The organism is Sorangium sp. So ce185, assembly GCF_051526825.1.
GTDB lineage: Bacteria > Myxococcota_A > Polyangia > Polyangiales > Polyangiaceae > Sorangium > Sorangium cellulosum_D.
The window spans coordinates 12,186,464-12,202,052 of the sequence record NZ_CP150316.1 but is presented as its reverse complement, the minus strand read 5'-3'; the positions used below and the strand labels follow the sequence as shown (position 1 = coordinate 12,202,052).

Sequence of the window (15,589 nt, the reverse complement as noted above, 5' to 3'; positions counted from 1 at the left end):
CGCGCCGGGGTCCTCACGGCGCCGGCGCGCGCAATCGTGGCGATCGCCGGGATCGCGCCGGGGCCTCACGGCGCCGGCGGGCGCGATCTCGAGGAATGTCGGGACGGTTCTGCGGGATGGATCCAGCGCGTGGCCGGCGGACCGGCCGCGCACCGTCAGGAAGCCGGGGCAGGAGTCGCGGGAACGGCGGCGCTCTTGGGGGCGCGGGGCTTCTTCGCCTTGCCGGCGACCTCCGTCGTGGCCCGCGACAGCTTGCTGCGCTTGGCGCGCTCCTTCTTGGCAGCCTGCGCCTTGCGGCGCCTCATCTTCATCGACTGGCGACGATCGCGCTTGCCCATGCTTCAATCTCCTCACGGTCGGGGGCACGGGCGCGGCATCGTGACGACAGCTCGCCAGGCGAGCCCCATCCTGCACCGGTGGATGGCCTACCGCGGGGCCCCTCAAAGGGAGCGGGACTCTGCCCAAGAGCGCATGGAAGCGCAAGGGGCAATGCGCTTCGAAACGCAGTTCTCGCGCTAGACGCGCGTGCAGTACGACGCCCGGCCAGGCCGACCGCTCGTGGGCCTCCGCCTGCGGGATCTGCGCGATTTGTCGGGGAGTTGCGCGCTGTTACGCTGGCACGTCAGCACGTCGGCAGGTCGCGCGCGGGATTCGCGCTGCCCGGGCGCACCCGGCAGCGCTCAGCCGCCGACCGCGCCGTCCAGCGCCACCTCGCGGCCGCGGACCTCGAGGCGGTACCGGGAGTTCACGGTCTCTATGTAGAAGACCTCGCGCCCGGCGAGGCGCAACACGCGCTTGACTGGCGTCGTCACATATTCATGCATTCCGTCGGAGAACTCGATGACGATGACCGAGCCTTTCCGTGGTGCACGGACGAGCCGGCCAACGACTGCGCGCGATCCCCGGCCGAGCTTGCGGAGCACAACCTGCACAACAGAGATGCTAGCACGCAGATCTCGGCCGAGCACAAGCTGCACAAGCAGCACCTCTCGCAACTAGGTCCCACCCTGGACCAGGGTGTCCGGCTGCATCGGAGCGGCCCGGACCTTCGCGCCGCGGACGGCGAGCAGGTGGTCGCGGAGCCGGCCCCGGGCGGAAAAGTTCTATAAATGGATCGCTGCCGCGGGCGTACAATGGTCCTGCAAACCCGGCAGCCATCGAGCGGGCACATCGCTCGCGCGGGCCACCATCGCCGGATTGTTGGATCGCGGCCAGGGCGGAATCCTGCCGAGCGCACTCGGCGATGCGACGGGTCACGCAGCCCGACGCGTGGTCTCCCTGACGCCCGGCCCGGAGGCGGGCGGCGCTGCCGGCCGAGTCGGCTCGGTCCGGAGCTTCGCCGTGCTCGAACGCTGCTGCGCCGCGCCGCGCGACGCCGCGCGGCGCGCCGGACCCGGGCCTTTCGCGCCGCGGCTCGGCGGCCGGCCCGGGCGTGCGTCACCGCCGGGCGGTCGATCCGGTCCGGTTGTTCGGGTCGGTCACGCCGGGCGCGCCCTTGTCCGCGAAGTAGGTGCGGAGCATGTCGCACGCGACGTTGGTCGCTTTCACGCGCCATTTCGCGCCGTTGGCGACCATCACCGAGATCGCGACCTCCGGCTTGCGGCTCGGGGCGAAGCCGACGAACCAGGTGTAGAAGGGCCCCTCGGGCGTCGGCTTCGTGAGCGTCCCCGTCTTGCCGGCGACGCGGATATCCGGGAGGTAGGCGCGGCCGTTGCGGTCGTGGAACGAGCGATAGCTCGTCCCGTTATCCACCGTCGCCTCCATCATCGTGGTCACCGCGCTCGCCGTGGTCTCGTCCATCACGCGCTTGAGCACCTGCCGCTCGCTCACGCCCTGGTAGATCTCGCCGATCTCGTCCTTGACGCTCGACACGACGTGGAGCCGGATCATCTCGCCGCCGTTGGCGAGGGTGGTCGCCAGGTTCGCCCCCTGGAACGGTGACAGCGTCGTGTTCCAGAAGCCCGCCGCGGTGCGCGCGAAGCCGAGCTCGTCTTCCGGCAGCGCGATCGTGCTCGTCGCGACGTTGACGTCGAACGGCGTGTCCTGCCCCCAGCCGAGCTTCGCGGCCACGGCGCCGAGCTTCTCGTGATCGAGGTTCTTGGCGGCGAGCCGCGCGAACACCGTGTTGATGCTGCGGCCCATCGCCTGCGTGAGCGTCGCGCAGTACTTGTCGCGCCGCTTGTTGTCGATCATGTCGGCCGGCCGGATCGAGTGCTCGCCGCCCGAGTAACACTGCTTCGTGTTCGGGCTCAGGCCGGCCTCGACGAGGGCGGTGCCCGTCACGACCTTGAAGACGCTCGCCGACGGCGCGGTGGCCTCCGCGGCGACGTCGTGCAGCGCGCCTTCGTGCACGTAGCTCGCCCAGACGAGCACCTTCCCGGTGCGGATATCGGTCATCACGACCGCGCCCTCCGGGACCTGGCCGGCCCGCAGGAAGCCGATCGCCGCGCGCTGGTACATCGGGTCGATGGTCAGCTCCGCGACGCGGCTGCCGTGCGCCGGCGCCGTCGGCGGGCTCCTCCGGTCGTCGATGCGCGTGAGGTCGAGGTCCGTGAGCGGCGGCGGCGTCACGGTCCGCGTGATCTTCGGCCCGCCGGCGGTCGTCTTCTTGGCGAGCAGCCCTCCGAGCTGGACGTCGTGCTCGCGCAGCATGGGGAGGGTCACCGCCACGAGCCCCACGGCTGCACCGACGGCGATCCACTGACGCATCTCGCGCATGGCCCGACGGGTACCCCGCCGGGGTGTCCTGGGCCAAAATTGAGGCGCGCCATTTGGCCGGCCTGCGCGGGCCGCACCGCGGCGCGCCGCGCAGGGAGGCCTGCCGGCGCGCTTCGTTGGAGGGCAAACGAACGATCGAGGAGCGCGGCCGGCGCGCCGGCCGCGGCGGGGGAGGCGCGACGCGCGCCTAGAAGGACAGGCCGAGCCGGGCGCTGAGCTCGTGCAGCGCGTGCGCGTCCGGATCGGGCTCGGTCAGGGTGTTGCCCGGCACCCGGAGCAGGTTGTCGCTCGAGCCGCTGCCCGGCGTCAGGTAGGCGCTGTAATTCACGCCGAGCCGCACGTTCTTCGTATGCCAGTAGTTCGCGGCGAGGCCGATCTGCAGGACGTTGAGGTCGGTGCCCGGCCCGTTCTCGGCGCCCGGCGTCCGCTCGTCGTACGCGCCCTCGCGCGACGCGCCGTCGTACGTCGCGTTGATCCCGGCGAGGAGCGCGGCGACCTCGAGGCCCGACTTCGGCTTCTCGAGCTCCTTCGAGAGGTCGATCTTGGTGGGGCGCGGGCTGAACCCCGGATCGCCGCTGACGAAGGTGTCGCCCACCGGCCACGCCGAGAGCTGCACGTACCACCCGAGCCCCCTCACCTGCCCGAGCCGCTCGGTGTTCGTGAGCTGATAGCCCTCCACGGCCTCGCGGGTGTTGTTCGCGACGTAGTAGGCCTCGGCCCGGAGCTCGACCATCTCGATCGGCAGCCGGAGCTCGCCGCCGATCGCGTTCTGCGCGCCCGACGGGATGACGTGGATCGGGCGCCTCAGCGAGTCCGTGTAGCCGGCGCCCCAGAGCGCGTAGCCCTGCCCCGTCCTGATGGGCGAGTAGTCGTAGCCCACGAACTCCTGGTCTCGCTCGCCGTGGCGCGCGCTGATGCCGATCTGCGCCTTCGCGAGCAACGCCTTCTTGTCGCCGCCGAACGGGCGCGCGAAGACGCGGGCGACGAAATCGGGCGGGGCGTCGACGCCGGGCCGGTTCTGCCCGTCGCCGCTGAGCACGCTGACGCCGTAGACGAGCCTCCTGTCGGCGACGTCGCCCCAGATGGTCAGGCCGATGTCCTTGCCCTCGGGGTAGGTGAAGCTCCGGGTCGCGATGTTGCGCTCGAGGAACGTCGAGGTGTTGTCGCTCGTCTGGTTATCCATCGAGAAGAACGTCGAGTACTGCCCGAACATGAAGTTCAGCGCGGGCATGACCGAGTAGTTGATCCAGACGTCGGCGAGCACCGCGTTCGAGGTCGTGCTCTCGACGGGGGCGAAGCGCGCGGTCTCGGCGGTCGGCGTCTGGCCGGGAGCCGCGGCGGCGTTCTCGGTCCTGCCGTTCATGTTCGCGAGCCCTTGGCCGCCGAAGTCGACGTCGACGTCAAAGGACCACTTCTTCAGGAACTCGCCGGCCAGCTCCAGCCGCGCGCGGCGGACGAAGAAGCGCGGCTTGAGCGCGCCCCCGCCGCTCGTCGCGTTCACGTCCGACACGCCGCCGCCGAAGGTGCTGTAGAAGTCGAGGTTCATCCTCCCCTTCGGGTACAGCCGGAAGGTGTCGCTGGCGTCCCGCAAGAAGAAACCGCCGTGCCAGCCGGCGAGCGGCTGCTGCTCCTTCACGACCGCGGCCTCGGCGGTCGGCGCGAACACCTCCGCCGGCGGCGGCGGCGGCGGCGGTGCGGCGGTCGCCGGCGCGCCAGGAGGAGGCGGCGGCGGAAGCTGCTCTGCCGGCGGCGGCACCGGCGCCGGCGCCGCGGCGGCAGGCGGCGGTGTCGGCGCTGCCGCACCGGCAGGCGGCACCGCGCCGGCGGGGGGCACCGCACCGGCGGGCGGCACCGCACCGGCGGGCGGCACCGCACCGGCGGGCGGCACCGCACCGGCGGGCGGCACCGCACCGGCAGGCGGCACCGCACCGGCAGGCGGCGCGGGTGCTGCGGCCGGAGGTGGCGCCGGCGCCGGTTGCGCCGGGCCCTGGGGCCCAGGCTGTGCTAGCGCCGAAAGGCCCGACAGCGTAACAGTCATGCCCAGTAGCGCCGATGTAGCTAACCTCATGCAGTTCTCCCTGTGTGCGGCTCGCCCGCGTGCCCGAAGCTCCACGCATTTCAACGCCGAATTATGACCAGGACGTTACGCTTCTGTGTAGGGCACGGGACGAGCGGGCAGGACAGTCGCGTGACAGGTGGGGGCAGTCAAGAGTCCGTTCAAGGGAGGACGGCGCGTGCCGGCGGCGGAGCGCCGGAGCAAAGGCGGGGAAGGATCACTCGATGACGACCAGCGTGCGGATCACGGCGGATGTCGAGGTGCTCGACAACAGCACCTTGGTGGCCCTCGCCGGGCCAGGGAACGAGAATCTCAAGCTCATCGCGCGCACTCTCGGCATCGAGTCGGGCGTCCGAGGCAACACGATCCGGCTCGCCGGGGACGCCGACAAGGTCGCGCTCGCCGAGCGGTGCCTGGCGGAGGCCGCGCAGATGTTGAGGAGCGGCGTGGCGCTCGACCCGCAGGACTACGTCCGCGGGGTCCAGGCGCTCCGGGACGACCCTGGGATGACCCTGCGCGAGCTGTTCGAGGACGTCGTGCTCATCTCGGCGCGCCGCCGGCCGATCTCGGCGAAGGGGCTGGCGCAGAAGCGCTATATCCAGGCGATCCGATCGCACGACATGACGTTCGGCATCGGGCCGGCGGGGACGGGCAAGACGTACCTCGCGATGGCCATGGCGGTCCACGCGCTGCTCGAGCGCCGCGTGAAGCGGATCATCCTGACCCGGCCGGCGGTCGAGGCGGGGGAGCGGCTCGGCTTCCTGCCCGGCGATCTCGCCGAGAAGGTGAATCCCTACCTGCGCCCGCTCTACGACGCGCTCCACGACATGATGGACGCGGACAAGGCGCAAGGCCTCGTGACGCGCGGCCAGATCGAGGTCGCCCCGCTGGCCTTCATGCGCGGCCGCACGCTCAACGATTGCTTCGTCATCCTCGACGAGGCGCAGAACGCGACGAGCGATCAGATGCGCATGTTCCTCACGCGCCTCGGCTACGCCTCTCGCGCCGTGGTGACGGGCGACGTCACGCAGGTCGATCTCCCGCACGGCGCGCGCAGCGGCCTCGCCGAGGCGCGCGAGCTGCTCGCGGGGATCGAGGGGATCGCGATCTGCTCGTTCACCGAGGTCGACGTCGTGCGCCACCCGCTCGTGCAGCGGATCATCGTCGCGTACGAGCAGCGGGACGCCGAGATCGCCCGCCAGCGCGAGGAGCGGCGGGGCGAGGCGGGTCGCGGCGGCGGCCGCGGCGCGGCCGGCGAGGCCGGCGCTGCGCCGCCGGGCCGAGCGGCCGGCGAGCCGGGCGGCGCCGGCGCGGCGAGCTGACGCGCGACGCTGCTGGACGAGACGCCGCCGTCTCGTCCAGCAGCGCCGATCATTTCTTCTTCAGCTCCACGGGCGACTCGCGCACGAGCATGGCGTCGGGTCCGGTCACCCGGATCCTGCCCGCGATGACGTTCTCCTTCAGCTCGCCGACGAGGATGCCGGTCATCGCGGTCGGCGCGCGCGGATCTTCGGGGAAGACCGAGGCGCGCACCATGCCGTCCTCGACCTTTCCGACGAGGGTCGCGTCGCCGAGCGCGCCTTTCGCCGTGCCCTTCAGCTCACCGCTCGGATCGATGGTCAGCGTCACCGTTCCTGGGCCGGTGGCCTGCTTGCCGTCGTCCTTCTGGCGCACGGCGTCCTTCACCTTGGGGGGCAGCACGACGCTGCCTTTCTTGGCGTCGTAGCGCCCTTCCCACGTCCCCTGCCACGCGGGCGCGCCCGTGGGAGCGCCCACCTCTCCCGGCGGGCCTGCGTCCGGCAGCTCGGCGGCTGCCGAGCTGGCCGCGGGCGGCGCGCTCGCCGCGGTCGACGGGGGCGGCGAGGGCGCGGGCCGCTCCGGTTCGCCCGGGCGCGGCGGGCTCTCCTCGCAGGCGGCGAGGAGAGCGATGGCGAGGGACAGGAGGAGCGCGGGGGCACCGCCGCGCGCCCGGCGGGCTCGTGTTCCGGTGGCGTTCACGCGGACGCTTTTATTACGTGCGGGGCTGGTCGTCGCGTCGATTTGACGGGCCGGCGTCGCGAGGCGCGGCGCCTCCGGATCAGGAGGCCCTGCGGAACGCCACGGTCCAGTGCCGGTCGCTCGTCACCTGCGCGCATTCGGGGGGGATCCCGAGCGAGCGCAGGATTTCCCGCACCTCCTCGAGCGCGAGCGCGGCGCGCAGCGACGCATCGAAGAGGGCTCGCTGGTACGGCGTATCGTTCGCTGCAACCGCGGCGACGAGGGCCGCCACCGACGCCTCGTCCTCCGGACGGAGCAGATCTCGGATGAACAGGAGCCCGCCGGGCCGGAGGACGCGAAACATCTCACGCATGACCTGCATCGGCTCCGGGATGTGGTGGACGATGCTGTTCGAGAGGACCGCTGAGAACGTCTCGTCCGGTTCGGGCAGCGCCTTGGCGTCCGCGAGGGCGAGCGCGATCGCGCCGGTGAGCCCCGCCTGCTCGACGCGGCGGCGCCCGAGGTCGAGCATCGACGCGGAGAGATCGATCGCCTTGATGCGCGCCGTCGGTACGCGCCGGCAAAGCTCGATGGGCAACAGGCACGTCCCCGTGCCGACGTCGAGGGCGTATGCGAGATCCGGATCGTGGCAGAGGAGCGCGTCGCAGAACGCCGTGTTCACGGCGGCGTGATCCATGCTGTCGTAGGCCCGCGCGTCCTCGTCGGTATCCATGACCTCGGGCTCGAGCACGCGGGCCAGCGACATGCGCGCATCGTTCTCCCCGACGGACGCGCATGTCAACGGATTGTGGGCGGCTGGTCAATCCCGGCCGACCACCGGGCCAGCGTCGACCTCGGACCGCGCGGATTCCGGGTCCGCGTGGATGGATATGGACAGGAAGGCGTTCGAAGAAGTCGAGGCGGAGCGGGCCGGGCCGCCGCCGCCGTCGCTCCTGCTTCTCTCATTGGAGCAGGCGCCAATGTCGTAGAGTCCATGCACCTGGAGCGCGAACCGCGCGCCCCACTCGAGGGCGCCGGGCCGAAGGCTGAGCTCACTCGGGAGCGCTCGATCGGACAGACCGAGCGCGGCGATGAGCTCTCCTCGGCGCTCTTCTCTATAATGAGAGGTCCTGCTGGATACGCCGTGCGCCCGCGCGCCGGTCCGGCGGGCACGACGGGCTCCAGCCGTCTGCCCCGCGTTGCCCGCGGCAGAGAGGTGCCGCGCGTGATGTCGAGATCGGCGCCGCGCCAAGAGAGCGCGTGCCCGGATGGCGGCGGCGCCGCCGGCGTGGGGTCATCACTCCGAAGAGCTCGGCGGGTTGGCTTTTGATCGAGGCGCGGCAGAGCGCGCGAGCCCGCGCAATCCCGCGGAGATGAGCGCATGTCGCGCAGCGCGCTCGCTCAGCGCAGCGGCTCGCGGCGAGCCTGCCGGCGACTCGCGCCGGGCAGTGGGCTCAAGCAGGCGCGCGGGCATAGACGCCGGCGTCGCGCCGCGGGCGGACAGGGAGGCGGCGCGCTCGGCGAGACGCCGTGGCGCCGCGGACCCGGGGGCGAGGCGCCGCGGGGTCGGCCCTGATTCGTGCCCCTCCGGCGCTGATAGCGAAGCTCCCCCGCCGCGCCCCTCCCGCGGGGCGGCATCGTATCATCATGCGCCTGCATAGGTCAGTCGTGCGCCCAGGGCGTGCAATGTAGCCATGCGCTGGCCGCCTGTGTGTGGTCGCCAGGCGCTCGCACCCGGCGCGGGGCGCTTCAATGATTGGGGGGAGGCCCAGGCCGAGGCCGATGCGCCCCGCAGTTGTGCGCGAGCCCGCATTGCCGCCCGCGACGGGCCTGCTCGATGGAGCGGGGTTGCTCGGTTCTCATACAGTGCTCACCTGACCTGCCTCGAGCACCCGAGACACGCAATGCCGCGGTGCAGCGTGGGGGGCCTGAGAGGGTTGTCGCGGCTCGGGCCGTCCTGCGCGGGGGAGGGGTCTCGGCTATCAATCGACGCGCGAAGGGGCGCTTCATCGCTTCGGCTCGTGTCGAGCAAAGCAGCCCAGCCGTTCGTGGCCGTCCAATGAGCTCTCCGATTGAGCCCGCCCGCAGCGCCTATTGAAAGAAAAGACGGGCGGCTATCCTCAATTCGCTTGACCAGGCAAGTGGCAACGGCATAGTCGTATCCAACCGCCGAGCTGGATTCGGCGACGAGGGAGAGCACATGGCGACCGATGCCTTTTCACAGCAGATTGTAAACCTCGTGCGGAAAATGCCGGACGAGGCGATCCTCGCGCTCGTCAAGAATCAGCTGGGCGCCGTGACAGGGGAAGCGCCGTTGGTTCCTGCGCCGGCGCCGCGCCGCAGCCGTACGCGCGCCCGCGCTGGAGCGGTCCAGTCCAAACCTTCTTCCGTCGCGGCCAAGCGTGGCGCCGCGCCGAAGCGCCGGCCCGGCCGCCCGCGCAAGTCGCCGGCCGCCTCGGCGGAGCGTCAGGAGACGCTCGACGCGGTCGAGCGTGTCGTGAAGGCGAGCGCTGGCGTCAGCGCGAGCGAGGTGGCGAAGCAGGCGGGTATCCCGCAGACGCGCGCCGCCGCAGCGCTGAAGGAGCTCAAGCTGGAGAAGCGGATTTTCCAGGGGGGTGACCGCCGCTTCGCCCGCTATGCAGGCGACGCGAAGACGGCCGAGCAGGCGAGCGCGAACGCGCGCAAGACCGCGGCGGGGCCTGCGCCTGCGGCGAAGAAGCCGGCCGCCAAGGGGCGCAAGCGCGTCGCTCAGGCTGCCGCGCCAGCGAAGTAGGTCGAGCGACCACCGCGCACGCCAGGGTCAGATGGGATGGAGGCTTTGCTGACGCGCCGCGTTCAGAATGGCTGTCCCGTTCGAGACGGAGCTCAGGGCGGGCTCCAGGTGAGCCCGCTATCCTCAGAGGCCATGACGTACCAGCCGCGGCGCGATGTCCCGGTGACGTCGGCCTGGAGGAGCATCAAAAGTCGATTTCCGAAGGAGAGCAGCGCTCCGAGCTCGATACGGCCGCGCTCGCCCGAGTCTTCGCCGATTACCCTGGGGACGTCGTAGATCTTACCTGCTTCCGGCGATTGCGCGATATAGAGCCCCCACCGCGTCGCGGTGCGGGACGTCAGCACCGCGGCGACCCCCTGGCGTGTGGGCGCCAGGGCGATAGACCGCTCGTGCGGCTCCAGCCAGGGGCGAAACGGCGGTTTCTCGGCGAGCACGCAGGCGCCTTCGAGGGTGCAGGTCGCGAGCGTGCGCTCTCCAGTGGTGGGAGCGATAACCTCCACCATGATCCGGTCGGCCGCGCACCCGACCGCGGCTTCGGGGGCGGCTTTCGCGGGGAGCTTCAGCACGGCTGTCTGCGTCGCGGAGACGGCGAGCACGGCCGCCTTGTCGGGCGGCTGCGGCACAACCTGGATCGACCATCCGGCGAAGTCGCACGCGGGCGGGGCAGACAGCGCGGCCGTCGCCGCTGGGCTCATCGCGAGTCCCTCGACGATCCGCGGTGCGTCGAGCGGCTTTCCCGGCTCGGGGACGGGCCGCGCGAGGAGGTTGCGCCCGCGCACCGACAGGAGCGCCGGCGGGCGGCCGTACGGCACCGGCAGCGCCTGTTCTTGCGCGGGGAGCTGGACCGACGGCACCGGCGCGGCGCCGGGTGGCCCCCCATAGACGAGGGTCGCGCGCCGAGGTCTCGGCTCGACGAGCAGCGCGGCGCTCTCGGCCGACAGCACCGCAGCTATGGAGTTCGCGAGCGGCCGCGCTCCGCGGCCCAGCTCGGGCAGCGCGACCGACGAGGGCGCCGAGAGCTCGCTCGCCTCGAACGGAGCGAAGAAGAAGCTCGGCGGGTCCACGGCGGGCGGCGCGCCTCGAGCTCCGCGCGCGTCCTTCGCGGGCGCCGGGCCGCGCGGGCCGGCGGTGAGCACGGCGGCGCCGTCGGCGCCGACCGACCAGGTGGACCACCCCTCGCGGAGTCGCCGCAGAGAGCGCCACGTCCTGCCGGCGGTCTCGGTCACGAGCGCGACCGCCTCGTTCTCGACCTCGCCTGTCACCACCGCGCGCTTGTCGTCGAGCACGAACACCCGTCGCCATCGGGTCGACGACGGGGCGAGCGCCGAGGCGATGCCTCGCGCCTGGCCAATGGCCGTGGTGAGCTCATCCTGCGACGCCGCGCCCGGCGGCGGGACGGTGATGGGCTCTGGCTTTTCCTTCTTCCGGCACCCGAGCGCCAGGAGGGCGGTCAGGGCGGCGAGGGCGGTGGCGACGGCGCGGCGCCGCGCCGCCGCGCTCACTCCGGAGTCGAACATCGGCATTCTCTTCGCTGGTGTCGCCTTGGATCGCTGCGCCGCATCGCCGGGCCCTCGCCGACTGGCATGCTCGGCCGCGCCGCGCCGGAGCGGTCGAGCCGGGGCTCGGGCCGCCGCGCCGCCGCGGGGCGCGCGCGGGGCGCTCGCCTGGATGGCTCGCCGCATCGCCTCGAGCCCCGCGCCCGCCTCGCGGCCGCTCTGCCGCCGGCCGCGCGCCGTGCGGCCAGCACTAGTCAGCCTGCTCCGGATCCATGCAGCACCGGAAGCCCGTCGAGTAGTCGTGGTAGCCGAAGGAGTGCGCGGTCGTCGCGTACTTGCACCCCTCGCCGTTGCGCGTCGTGTCCATGAAATAGCCGCCGCGGAAGGTGCCGCTCGGATCGTCGACCCACTCGTGGAGGTTGCCGACCATGTCGAACACGCCGTAGCCGTTGGTGCACCCCGCGCGCTCGCCCGTCGGGAGCAGCGCGTTGGACAGCTGGTTGATGAGCGGGTTGTTCAACGCGCTCGTCCAGTGCTCCTCGGACTTGATGCCGAGCAGCGCCGCGATCTCGGCGACCGGGTGCACCGGTCGCTCGTCGTCGTTGCACACGCCGTGCTGGCGGCTCGCGCCGTAGGGGAAGAGCGTCTCATCGGGCCCTCGGCACGCGCTCACCCACTCGTCCGATCTGCACAGGCGCTTGCCGGACGCCGCGCACGCCCGCTTGGCCTGCAGCCCGCTGATGTAGCCCTGAGGGATGACGCCCGGCCAGGACACGGCGCGGACGCGGCGCTCGTTGCCGTCGATCGGATCGAAGGGCGACCACGGGCGCTCGCCGCCGGGCGTCAGCTCGACCAGGGAACCCTCCCAGCGGTCGACGCACACGCGATCTTCGACGAGGGCCATCTCGGCCGGACAGCGCGCGCTGCTCGTCGACGAGGACGCCGCGGCGGCGCTGGTCTCGGGCTCCATCACGGACGCGATCGCGGCGCTGTCCTTGACGCTCGAGAGCGCGCTCTCCTTCGCCTTGAGGGGCCGGTCCACGACGATGGCGGCGGCGCCCTCGAACGACGCTCGCGCCACCACGCGCGGCGTGATCTGCTCGGCGGTCGTCGACCCCGGCGCGCAGCCGGCCGACGCGACGACAAGTCCGAGCAGGACACCGCCGCGGTATGCACGCGCCCGCGACGAACGCGGAAGGGAAGTCGCCAGACGCGGGCGGGAGAGGTCCTTGGCCACGGCGGAGCCGAGGATCCCTTCCCGCCATCTTTTTTGCAACCGAATACCGCCCTCGGGGGACCCCCGAAGGCGCGTACGGGAGAGGTGCGCGCGCCGCGGCGCTAGGGTGGGCGCAGGCTGGGCACGGGCCCAGAGGTCATCGGATGTGCGTTGAGCGGTGGGGGAAAAGAACCGCGAGAGCAGAGAGGGCGCTGCGCGCGCCCGCGGTCCCGCCGTCGCGCGGGGACCTGCTCAGAAGCTCATGACGGTCTGGTAGCAGTCGGTGTAGGCCGCGCGGCACGTGAGGTTCTCATCGGCCTCGAAGCCGTCGTTCATGCACTCGATGAGCTCGTCCACGCCGGCATTGGTGAAGGGGTTCAGATCGGCGGCGCACTGCCCGGGGTTGAACGACTCATCGCAGTCGTCGGCGATCTCGTTGCAGGTCGTGAGCGCCTGGTTCGGGCAGGCGTTCTCGTACATCTCGGTGAGGCACTCCTGGGCGGGCTCGATATCGCACGCGTACTGCACGCCGATGTCGCCCAGGCAGTCGACCAGATCCGCGGCGTGGCTCGGGGCGAACAGGGTGAAGGCGCGCTTACAGAGCCTGTAGCCGATGGGCTCCTCGTCGCGGCCCTCGCCGCACTGGCTCGTCGCTCCCTGCGCCGGCGCGATGTTCAGCCGCTCACACGCAGCCACAGTGACGGTGCTGCTGCCGGCTTCGATGCACGCCCCTCCGCCGCCCTCGCCGCCCTCGCCCCCCTGACCGCCTTCTCCTCCGTCGCCGCCCTGGCCGCCTTCTCCCCCGTCGCCGCCCTGGCCGCCCTCGCCGCCCTCGCCTCCGCCGGCCGAGGAGCTGTGGGTGACGCCGGGGCCGGTCGTCTGCTCCGGGTCGTTGTCCGTGTCCGCCGAGGTCACGACGCAGCCGCCGACGACGGCGGGCAAGATCAAGGTAAGCGCGAAGAAAGAATAGCGATGACGAGCAAGCATGGTCACGTTGCCTCCTACAATGTCGGGGAAGAGTTCCGCTGCCAGGTACGTTCGACTCAGCCTGGGGCTCTCCTATTCCCCTCGCAATCCTGTTCTTCGCCCCGGTCGAGCCGCGGGACGCCGATGCGCCGCGGACGCACCGGGCGCTGCCCCGCTCAGTCCGCCCGGACAGCCTGTTTCAGAAGTGTTTCGTGTACGTCAAGAACAATTTTCGAGATCGTGAACGGCCGAGCGCCTCCCGGAGGCCGGCCCGCCGGCGAGGGCGGCGACCGGACGCGGGGGGCGAGGCCCTCCCGACGCCCGTTCAGGAAAGGCTGAAAAGCTGCTCAGGTCGCTCGGGCGCGGGAAACAAACTGAAAGGACGCGGAAGGATCGCGCTTGCGTACGGCGTCTCCCGCTGGTAATCACCGCGCTCCGTTTTCCCGGGCGATCGGGTGTCCTCCCGGTCTCCCAGTAGAAGAGCCGTAACGGCGCTTCGATCTCAGCTCAGCCCCTTCGGCCGCCGCGGGAACCCCCCCGGTGACGCGAAGGGGGTCCGCGTCGATGGACGCCGGGCTGAGACCGGAAGCGTACGACGGTGCAACCGGTTCGCAGCGAACCGAAACCCGGTACGGAGTCACTCCGCCCGCCGGTGTCGCGAGGTGTCTCGAATGGTAAGCAAAGCCAGTGCGATGTTTTCGCGGATCGCCCCGCGCAAGGCACGCATGATCGCCGATCTCGTCCGAGGTCGCGACGCGGACGAGGCGATCCAGCTGCTCTCGTTCACGCAGAAGAGCGGCGCCCCCGTCCTGCGGAAGATCATCGAGAGCGCGGTCGCGAACGCCCAGCAGGCGGGCGCGGACATCGACGCGCTCTTCATCAGCAAGGCCACCGTCGACAAGGGGCCGAACAAGTTCAACCGCCGCTGGCGGCCGCGCGCGATGGGTCGTGCGACCCGGATCACCAAGGGCGTGTCGCACATCGTCATCGAAGTCGACGAGAGAAAGTAAGTAGAGGACCTGCCGATATGGGACAGAAGACCCATCCGTATGGCTTCCGCGTCGGTGTCATCAAGACGTGGAGCAGCAAGTGGTACGAGGACGGCGCCGCGTATCAGAAGTGGCTCCACCAGGACATCCGCATCAAGCGCGCGATCAAGCAGTACCTCTACAACGCGAACATCGCCGGCGTGGAGATCGAGCGCGCCGCGAACCGCGCGAAGGTGATCGTCTTCACCGCCCGCCCCGGCATGGTGATCGGGAAGGGCGGCAAGGGGATCGAGACGCTGAAGAGCGGCAACGTCGGCACGGCCTCCAAGGGCGAGACCCTCTTCCCCGGCGTGTCCTCGTTCACCGACAACGAGGTGTTCATCGACGTGCAGGAGGTCCGGAAGGCCGAGACCAACGCGCAGCTCGTCGCCGAGAACATCGCGACGCAGCTCGAGCGCCGGATCGCGTTCCGCCGGGCGATGAAGAAGGCGGTCTCCACCGCGATGAAGTTCGGCGCGAAGGGCATCCGCGTCCGCTGCGCCGGCAGGCTCGGCGGCAGCGAGATGAGCCGCGTCGAGACCTACCGCGAGGGCCGGGTGCCGCTGCACACGCTGCGCGCCGACATCGAGTTCGGCCTCGCCGAGGCGAAGACGAAGGTCGGCATCATCGGCGTGAAGGTCTGGATGTTCAAGGGCGAGGTCCTGCAGCGTAAGGCGCGCCGGATCCAGTAGAGGGATTGCAGAATGCTGTCTCCGAAGCGAACCAAGTTCCGCAAGATGCAGAAGGGGAACAACCGCGGCCTCGCCATGACGGGCAGCGACGTCTCCTTCGGCGACTTTGCGCTCCAGTGCGTCGAGCCTGCCCGCGTCACCTCGCGGCAGATCGAGGCGGCTCGTATGGCGATCCAGCGGCACGTGAAGCGCGCGGGCAAGCTGTGGATCCGCATCTTCCCGGACCGTCCGGTGACGAAGAAGCCGCTCGAGGTCCGCATGGGTGGGGGCAAGGGCGCGCCCGAGGAGTGGTGCGCCGTCGTGAAGCCGGGCCGCGTGATGTACGAGATCAGCGGCGTGAGCGAGGAGATCGCGAAGGAGGCCTTCCGCCTCGCGTCGCACAAGCTCCCGATGCAGTGCAAGTTCCTCGTCCGCGGGCTGACGTGAGGGAAGCGATGAAGGCGAAGGATTTGCGTGAACGCACCACCGAGCACCTGCGCGAGCTCGAGAAGTCGCTGGCGGCGGGCCTGTTCGAGGCGCGGTTCAAGAATTTCACGAATCGGCTGAACGACACGGCGACGATCCGCAAGGCGAAGCGGGATCTCGCGCGGGTGAAGACGATCCTCACGCAGCGCGCGCGTGCCGAGGAGAAGGCGTAGCCATGGCGACGAAGAAGAAGGCAGAGAAC

Annotated in this window: 15 protein-coding genes; 6 read left to right on the top strand and 9 right to left on the bottom strand. The window is 71.1% G+C overall.

Features of this window, described 5'->3' with window-relative positions:
• Positions 1-155 precede the first annotated feature (155 nt).
• The 4 genes from WMF26_RS45000 to WMF26_RS44985 form a co-directional block, all read right to left on the bottom strand.
• A complete protein-coding gene (locus WMF26_RS45000) occupies positions 156-338 on the bottom strand; it encodes a hypothetical protein (RefSeq protein ID WP_437997735.1) in 183 nt (60 codons plus the stop codon).
• 342 nt (positions 339-680) lie between these two features.
• Positions 681-977 (bottom strand): hypothetical protein, encoded by a 297-nt coding sequence (locus tag WMF26_RS44995; RefSeq protein WP_148314458.1) that lies wholly within the window; start codon positions 975-977, stop codon positions 681-683.
• Positions 978-1,437: 460 nt separating this feature from the next.
• Complete coding sequence (locus WMF26_RS44990) at positions 1,438-2,718, bottom strand: penicillin-binding transpeptidase domain-containing protein (RefSeq protein ID WP_061624988.1); 1,281 nt, start codon at positions 2,716-2,718, stop codon at positions 1,438-1,440.
• Positions 2,719-2,905: 187 nt separating this feature from the next.
• Positions 2,906-4,474: a porin gene (locus WMF26_RS44985; protein ID WP_437997734.1), complete on the bottom strand. Its 1,569-nt coding sequence runs from the start codon at positions 4,472-4,474 to the stop codon at positions 2,906-2,908.
• Between the two features lie 524 nt (positions 4,475-4,998).
• On the opposite strand from WMF26_RS44985, the gene WMF26_RS44980 reads away from it, so the two are divergent.
• Positions 4,999-6,096, top strand: a complete 1,098-nt coding sequence (locus tag WMF26_RS44980) for a PhoH family protein (protein ID WP_437997733.1) — start codon at positions 4,999-5,001, stop codon at positions 6,094-6,096.
• A 49-nt stretch (positions 6,097-6,145) separates the two neighbouring features.
• On the opposite strand, the gene WMF26_RS44975 is transcribed toward WMF26_RS44980, so the two are convergent.
• Together WMF26_RS44975 and WMF26_RS44970 are read right to left on the bottom strand one after the other, a co-directional pair.
• Positions 6,146-6,772, bottom strand: a complete 627-nt coding sequence (locus WMF26_RS44975) for a hypothetical protein (protein WP_437334178.1) — start codon at positions 6,770-6,772, stop codon at positions 6,146-6,148.
• Between the two features lie 79 nt (positions 6,773-6,851).
• On the bottom strand, positions 6,852-7,517 hold the full coding sequence (locus WMF26_RS44970; RefSeq protein WP_437952169.1) for a class I SAM-dependent methyltransferase: 666 nt from the start codon (positions 7,515-7,517) through the stop codon (positions 6,852-6,854).
• A 1,434-nt stretch (positions 7,518-8,951) separates the two neighbouring features.
• Here WMF26_RS44970 and WMF26_RS44965 point away from each other — a divergent pair.
• Positions 8,952-9,524 carry a hypothetical protein gene (locus tag WMF26_RS44965; protein WP_437952168.1) on the top strand — a complete coding sequence of 191 codons (573 nt, stop codon included), beginning with the start codon at positions 8,952-8,954 and terminating at the stop codon, positions 9,522-9,524.
• A gap of 92 nt (positions 9,525-9,616) precedes the next feature.
• On the opposite strand, the gene WMF26_RS44960 is transcribed toward WMF26_RS44965, so the two are convergent.
• The 3 genes from WMF26_RS44960 to WMF26_RS44950 all read right to left on the bottom strand — a co-directional run bounded on the left by WMF26_RS44960 (position 9,617) and on the right by WMF26_RS44950 (position 13,223).
• Positions 9,617-11,041 carry a hypothetical protein gene (locus WMF26_RS44960; RefSeq protein ID WP_437997732.1) on the bottom strand — a complete coding sequence of 475 codons (1,425 nt, stop codon included), beginning with the start codon at positions 11,039-11,041 and terminating at the stop codon, positions 9,617-9,619.
• Positions 11,042-11,270: 229 nt separating this feature from the next.
• Positions 11,271-12,104 (bottom strand): SUMF1/EgtB/PvdO family nonheme iron enzyme, encoded by an 834-nt coding sequence (locus tag WMF26_RS44955; RefSeq protein ID WP_437997731.1) that lies wholly within the window; start codon positions 12,102-12,104, stop codon positions 11,271-11,273.
• A gap of 384 nt (positions 12,105-12,488) precedes the next feature.
• Entirely contained in the window at positions 12,489-13,223 is a 735-nt protein-coding gene (locus WMF26_RS44950) for a hypothetical protein (protein WP_438002488.1), read from the bottom strand.
• A gap of 650 nt (positions 13,224-13,873) precedes the next feature.
• Here WMF26_RS44950 and rplV point away from each other — a divergent pair.
• Genes rplV through rpmC form a run of 4 tightly spaced genes read left to right on the top strand, consistent with a single transcriptional unit; the run spans position 13,874 to position 15,560 of the window.
• Positions 13,874-14,212 carry a 50S ribosomal protein L22 gene (rplV, locus tag WMF26_RS44945; protein ID WP_012240567.1) on the top strand — a complete coding sequence of 113 codons (339 nt, stop codon included), beginning with the start codon at positions 13,874-13,876 and terminating at the stop codon, positions 14,210-14,212.
• A 17-nt stretch (positions 14,213-14,229) separates the two neighbouring features.
• Positions 14,230-14,922, top strand: a complete 693-nt coding sequence (gene rpsC / locus WMF26_RS44940; protein WP_020740980.1) for a 30S ribosomal protein S3 — start codon at positions 14,230-14,232, stop codon at positions 14,920-14,922.
• A 12-nt stretch (positions 14,923-14,934) separates the two neighbouring features.
• Positions 14,935-15,348 (top strand): 50S ribosomal protein L16, encoded by a 414-nt coding sequence (rplP, locus tag WMF26_RS44935; protein WP_020740979.1) that lies wholly within the window; start codon positions 14,935-14,937, stop codon positions 15,346-15,348.
• A gap of 8 nt (positions 15,349-15,356) precedes the next feature.
• Positions 15,357-15,560, top strand: coding sequence for a 50S ribosomal protein L29 (gene rpmC, locus WMF26_RS44930; RefSeq protein WP_012240564.1), 204 nt, complete (start codon positions 15,357-15,359; stop codon positions 15,558-15,560).
• The last annotated feature ends 29 nt before the right edge of the window (positions 15,561-15,589 follow it).